3 protein-coding genes are annotated in these 3,926 nt (G+C 73.9%); 2 read left to right on the forward strand and 1 reads right to left on the reverse strand.

Translation table 11 applies throughout. The features are described 5' to 3' along the window. Positions 1-163 precede the first annotated feature (163 nt). Positions 164-1,963 carry a beta-galactosidase family protein gene (locus ACFWVV_RS18830; RefSeq protein ID WP_384347099.1) on the reverse strand — a complete coding sequence of 600 codons (1,800 nt, stop codon included), beginning with the start codon at positions 1,961-1,963 and terminating at the stop codon, positions 164-166. A 467-nt stretch (positions 1,964-2,430) separates the two neighbouring features. Between ACFWVV_RS18830 and ACFWVV_RS18835 the strand changes: the two genes are divergently transcribed. Together ACFWVV_RS18835 and ACFWVV_RS18840 are read left to right on the forward strand one after the other, a co-directional pair. After that, entirely contained in the window at positions 2,431-3,318 is an 888-nt protein-coding gene (locus tag ACFWVV_RS18835) for a helix-turn-helix domain-containing protein (protein ID WP_384347102.1), read from the forward strand. A gap of 11 nt (positions 3,319-3,329) precedes the next feature. Next, complete coding sequence (locus ACFWVV_RS18840) at positions 3,330-3,698, forward strand: chorismate mutase (RefSeq protein ID WP_384347105.1); 369 nt, start codon at positions 3,330-3,332, stop codon at positions 3,696-3,698. Positions 3,699-3,926 lie beyond the last annotated feature (228 nt).

The following is a 3,926-nucleotide window of genomic DNA, read 5'->3' on the forward strand; positions in this document are numbered from 1 at the left end:
CCCGCGCACTCGCCCCCGGGGGCGGGGGGTTTTTCCCACGGCCCCGCAACTGGCGGGCCCCCGGTCTCCACATTGGGGGGGGCCGGGCCCCCCCGGGGGGGGGGCCCCCCCCCCCACCGGCTGGGGAGGTCTTGCACCGGCCCCACCCACCGTGCAGGCCCCTCTAACCGACCCACCCCGCCACCTCTCCCGCACACCCCTCCAGCTCCAGTACCCACACCTCATTGACCCCGGCCACCAGCACGGGCCCCGGCACGTACAGAGCTCCCTGCGGGCCCGCCCCCGGCCAGTAGCGACCCAGACAGAAGCCGTTCACCCATACGAACCCCCGTGTCCAGTCCGGGAGTTCGAGGCCCGCACCGTCACACGAGGCATCGAGCGCGAAGGACCCCCGGTAAAGACCGGGTCCCGCCCCCGGAGCACCGGACGCCGTCCGGAACCCCCAGGCCCCGGAAGCCTCGGACACCGGCCGGAACCCCAGCTTCCGTACCGCTGGCGTGTCGTCGAACGCCTCCAGTCGCAGCCCCCGCGACCGCACCCCGTGCACGTACTGCCTCTCGTGCAGCACCCCGCCGGTGATCCCCTTCGGCTCCGCGAGCCGGGGCCCGTAGTTGACCCGGCCCAGCGACTCCACCCACAGCTCCACCGCCGCGGGCCCGGCCACCGGTTCCGCCAGATACGCGTCCTCCTCCGCCAGCACCCCCGCCCGCTCCCCGTCGACGTACACCACCGCCCGGTCCCGCAGCCCCCGGACCCCCAGCGGATTCGGCTGCCGGGGACCCGGCACCTCCACCCGGTAGCGGACCACCCCCCGGCCGACCCCCAGCTCCTCGAAGGTCGCCGCGGTGCCCCGGTCCGACTCCGTACCGCCCAGCGCGTCCATCACCCCGCCCAGCGGCACCCACCCGTCGAACCCCACCCGCACCCGGGCGGCAGGACCCGCCGGGGGCGCGGGAACCTCCGGAAGCGGCCCGTCCGCGTACTCCGCCAGCACCTCCCGGAACGCCCAGAACTTCGCCGTCGGCCGCCCGTACTCGTCGACGGGCGCGTCGTAGTCGTACGACGTCACCGTCGGCCGCAGCTCCCCGCCGTGCAGCTCACCGGCCCGGTTCGCACCCGCCCAGCCCGCGAAGTTCGTCCCGCCGTGCGCCATGTAGAGGTTGACCGAAGCCCCGCACTCCAGGATCTCCCGCAGCGCCGACGCGGCGTCGTCAGCATCCCGCACCACCCGCTCGGCCCCCCAGTGATCGAACCACCCGCACCAGAACTCCATGCACATCAGCGGACCCGTGCTCCGATGCGCGCGCAGCACGTCGAAGGCCGCCCGCGCCCCCGACCCGAAGTTCGCGGTGGCCAGGACGCCCGGGACCGAGCCGCCCGTCAGCATGTGGTCCTCGGGGCCGTCCGACGTGAACAGCGGCACTGTCACCCCCACCTCGCGCAGGAATCCCGCGAGATGACGCAGATACTCCAGGTCCGAGCCGTAACTCCCGTACTCGTTCTCCACCTGCACCATCAGCACCGGGCCGCCCCGGTTGATCTGCCGCCGCACCACCTGCGGCAGCAGCCGCCGGAACCACCGCTCCACCTGACCCAGATACGCAGGGTCCCGCGTCCGCACCCGGTTGCCGAGCGGACCGGTCAGCCAGTGCGGCAGCCCGCCGTTCTCCCATTCGGCGCAGATGTACGGGCCCGGGCGCACGATCGCCCACAACCCGGCCTCCGCCACCGCGTCCAGGAACCTGCCCAGCGCCTCCACCTCGTGGAAGCGTCCGGGGTCCGGTTCGTGGAGGTTCCACGGGACGTACGTCTCCACACAGTTGAGGCCCATTGCCCGCAGCATCGCGAGCCGGTGGCCCCAGCTGCCCTCGTGCACCCGGAAGTAGTGCAGCGCCCCGGACAGCAGCCGCACAGGCCGCCCGTCCAGCAGAAAGTCCACGTCACCCACGGTGAAATCAGCCACGGTCCCCGCCCCTCCCTCGGTGCCTCGCGCGCACCCGCTCCCCGTGCACGGCTTGCACACGCTCCCGTGCACGGCCGCACACGGCTCCACGTCCGATCGCGCGCGGAGACGCTTCACCCTGGCCCCCTGGCGGCGGGCCCGTCCATGGACAAAGATCAACGGAAGTTGGACGGTTGGCACGGCACGCACGGCACGCACGGCACGCACGGCACGCACGGCAGGCACGACAGGCACGACAGGCACGACACGCACGGTTGGCACGACACGCACGGTTGGCACGACACGCACGGTGGACCCGCTCCGGACGGCCGGCGCGACAGGACCCGCACGGTGGACCCCCGGGCGGTCTGCGCGACAGGACCCGCCCGATGGACCCCTTCCGGACGGCCTGCACGACAGGACCCGCCCGGTGGACCCGACCCGGACCGCCGGCACGACCGCGGAGTCACCTACGAAGAGGGACGCGGATGTACCACACCTGGATGCGCTACTTCACCCCCAGTCCCACCCACCACAAACTCGGCCTCGTCTGCCTCGGCGTCGGCCTCCAGCACGGCGCGCTGCCCACCGTCGGCCCCCGCACCCTCGACCACCACGTCGCCGTCGTCATCAGCGCCGGCTCCGGCTGGTACCGGGGCCCCGACGGCCGCCGCACGACCGTCACCGCACCCGCCCTCCTCTGGCTCACTCCTGGCACACCCCACCACTACGGGCCCGACCCCGACACCGGCTGGGACGAGAGCTTCGTTGACTTCACAGGGCCCGCCACCACCACGTACACCGAACTCGGCTACATAGAACCGGAACGCCCCGTCGTCCCGCTCACCGACACCGCGGGGGCCAGGGCAGCCGTCGGCCGCATTGCCCGCGCCGCCCGCCGCGGCAACCCGCTCCTCGAAGTCGAGACCGGGGCCGCCGTCCACGAACTCCTCGTCGCACTGCGCCGCGCCCGCGCCGACCTCGGCGCCGACGGCGACCCCGTCCTGCACGCCCTGGCCCGTGACGCCTTCCAGCCGCTGTCCGTCGCCGAACACGCCGCCCGGCACGGCATGACCCCCGCCGAACTGCGCACCGCCGTACGGCGCGGGGCCGGCTGCAGCCCCAAGGACTACCTGCTCGGCATCCGGCTCGGCCGCGCCAAGGAACTCCTCGCCGCCACCGAACTGCCCGTCGCCGCCGTCGCACGCCGCGTCGGCTACGACGACCCCGCCTACTTCTCCCGCCTCTTCACCCGCCGGGTCGGCACCGCCCCCGTCCGCTTCCGCGAACAGCAGGGGCGCACGGTGCCCGGCGGCTGGAGCCACCAGATCCCGGATCCCGAACACCCGCCGACGATCACCCCGGGACCGTCGTAAGCTCGCTGACCATGACCACCAGCGCGACCGGACCCACCGGACCCTTGGACCCCGTGGGCAACGCCCACCCCGTCGACCCGGCCGTACGCGCCGAACTCGGCAGGCTCCGCGACAGCATCGACAACATCGACGCCGCCGTCGTGCACATGCTCGCCGAACGCTTCAAATGCACCATGCAGGTGGGCCACCTCAAGGCCGAACACCACCTGCCCCCGGCCGACCCGGCCCGCGAATCCCGCCAGATCGAGCGCCTGCGCGGCCTGGCCGAGACCGCGAAACTGGACCCGGCCTTCGCGGAGAAGCTGCTCAACTTCATCATCGCCGAGGTGATCCGCCACCACGAGAAGATCGCGGACCACCCGTCGGACGAAACCCCCTGAGGTACCGGGCGGGGGCCCCTCCCGGCCCCCTGCCCCACCCTCGCCCGTACCAGGGCCTTCCCCGCCGGGCGCCTCCCCGACCCCCGGGTCCGGGGCCACCTCCCCGGCCCCTCCCCGCACCGGGGCCACCTCCCCGGCCCCTCCCCGCACCGGGGCCACCTCCCCGGCCCCTCCCCGCACCGGGGCCACCTCCCCGGCCCCTCCCCGTACCGAGGCCCCCTCCCGCAC

Source organism: Streptomyces sp. NPDC058663, from assembly GCF_042716745.1.
Classification (GTDB): Bacteria; Actinomycetota; Actinomycetes; order Streptomycetales; family Streptomycetaceae; genus Streptomyces.

What these genes read in the sequence shown, in the direction of transcription:
- ACFWVV_RS18835 (WP_384347102.1), top strand. Translation starts at nt 2,431, where the DNA reads ATGTACCACACCTGGATGCGCTACTTCACCCCCAGTCCCACCCACCAC.
- ACFWVV_RS18840 (WP_384347105.1), top strand. Translation starts at nt 3,330, where the DNA reads ATGACCACCAGCGCGACCGGACCCACCGGACCCTTGGACCCCGTGGGC.